Genomic DNA, 2294 nt, shown 5'->3' with positions numbered 1-2294 from the left:
CATCCGACCGCGTAAGCGCTTCGGTTTCAAGTGCCCCATCGAGGTCATGACCGAGCTGATGGCCAAGCATCACGAGGCTCCCGCCTCAATCCAGTAACTGTGTTGCACTCAGCTCCTGCAACCGCCAAGTATCAGTACGTTGTCGGCTGTATCTAAATCAAGGAGTCCGGCAGACTGGAAGGTCTCCCACGCACTGTCGCCATAATATGAAATCGCAGGCACTGAAGAGTGCCGAAAAGTCGTTATTGGGGGCGCTGTTGCGCCTGCATCATGTCGGGTTCTCAAGCCCGGTCACTGAATTGGCAGCGACGGGAGGAGGTTTGCACCTGAGGTATAAATCATTATGCCTGTCAAAAAAGTCGTTTCTCGAAGAACATTTTTGACCGATCCAGAAAGCAACCCACTGACTGATTTTCTGGGCAGTAGGCTGATTTTTGAAATCAGCTAATGTCAACTTTGCGAAAGGTCAAAGATATCCGCCGACCTCGAAGTTTTTTTCCCACAGTTTTCCGCTGTGGAATTTCGTGCGTCCAGTCGTACCTTGACGATCCGTTCATGCATGCGGCGCTTCGACGCGGTAATAGCATTTCATATTTCTCGTTGCGGCGACGGAATATCATTGACCAAGTTTCATTTAGGCTTATGGTTACAATAGTCCCTCTAAAGCAACTTGGACAATCTACGTGTTTGCTGATGCCTTGTCCTTCGATATATTCGTTGACTATTACCTGGTCCGGTTTTTCAGAAACTAATCCGTGATCAACTAGGCGGGATGCCAAATTGTCTGCCCACTCTGGTAAAGGCCCTAGATAAGAAGAAGGTTGGATAGAGCGCGAGCGATAATCGTATTTCCATCCATAATGCTGGACGCGTCGACGGAGGTCTCCTAGCCAATCGCTACTGTCAACGAGATTGATAAGTTTTTGTTCCTCATCCGTGCTGATGAATTCAGGAATAAGACTTAAGCCCTGAGGGTTGCTATGGTTAGTTGGTACTTCAGCGTGAATCTCTCGTGGAGGATCTGTTAGCCTTTCTGAAATGGAACCTGAAGCGATCCAATTTTTGAAGAGCAAAACATCCAGTGCGCGAGTTGCTTTGATATGTCCGATATCAATCAGTATTTTGCCTCTAGCGCTTACAGTCTTATTTTCAGGATTCACCGTCAGCCTGCCACTACCACTGTAGGCGATGGTCAAATCTGTGATATCTACATAGGAGCGCAGGGCTTCAGGATATTGTCTTTCCGCGATATCATGAGCTATCTCTAATACATTTGGATTCTCATAATCGGCAGCAAACCAAAGACCTCGACTGCTGAGGGGGCGATCAATAATTACATCCTCACCAATCTGCAACCGTACGTTTGCCTGCTTGATATCGAGCTCTAGGGGAGATGATGTCGCACACCATAACGGAAAATTCTTCGGTTTTTTTTCCGAGCGTTGCCATATTTGTAAGGCTGCAAGTCTAGAGGCAGCGATGCCGCCGCGAAAACGGATGTCTAGATTACGATAGCCTACGATCAATCCGCTGAGGATCGCGGCGGACCACCAAACAGCTGGTGGAATACTACGTAGATCGTTTTTCCAGGTGATAAATTGTTCAGGCTTAGGACGTAACAGTACTAGTTGTAGAGCCAGCCCTAGTGGATCTCGTTGCGATAGTGCTGAGTCGATGACACCGCGGTCATCTAAAATCGCAGCGGTATCCAAAAGTAAAGAGTCTAGAGATTCTGGATCTACACCAAAAATACGCGCTTTATCACATATTGACTCTAGGAGGTCGCTAGATTGCCAAGATTCCCGAATATTGCATTGCATGAAGACCTCAAGCATTGCACGCCATAGCAGAGTATCTCGTGAGTCGTTTTCGCTGATCATCGTGAAGCACACCCAAGGAGCTTTTTCGAGCCAAGGCGCCCAAGGCATGGGTGTGGGTTTCGTTTCACCGAACCATTCGCTGGCCTTTTCAAGCCACGGGGTGATCTTTGGAACTGCCCAGAGAGCCATTGCGGCGGCGCCACGCAGTGCGTTCCAATACTCAGGAGGTTGCAGAGGGAATTTCGGGGTCTTTTCCTTCAGATCTCGCGGGTGTAATCCGGAGTGCTCTTCTATAAAAATTTCTTGTTCCGGCAGTGCTAAGTTTGCAAAGCCTTGCGCCATACCTTGTAGGCGCACCTTCTGATCCTGCGAAGTAACCGAGAAGTGAGTAATTGCAAAAAGCGGAACTGGGCCAGGCCAAACCAGCTGTTTGTCCTTAGGTTTTAGAGTACTTAAGGCGGCATTGACCCATTC

Annotated in this window: 1 protein-coding gene; it reads right to left on the bottom strand. The window is 48.4% G+C overall.

What is annotated here, in order from left to right; translation table 11 throughout:
* Positions 1 to 440: 440 nt before the first annotated feature.
* The coding region (locus GIW04_RS29930) for an alpha-ketoglutarate-dependent dioxygenase AlkB (RefSeq protein WP_236479552.1) at positions 441 to 2294 on the bottom strand (1854 nt) is incomplete at its 5' end.

The organism is Pseudomonas sp. PA-4-8C (genome assembly GCF_021606625.1).
GTDB classification, from domain to species: domain Bacteria; phylum Pseudomonadota; class Gammaproteobacteria; order Pseudomonadales; family Pseudomonadaceae; genus Aquipseudomonas; species Aquipseudomonas lactis.
Note: the sequence above shows the minus strand (reverse complement) of the source record. Positions and strands in the feature narration are given on the sequence as shown.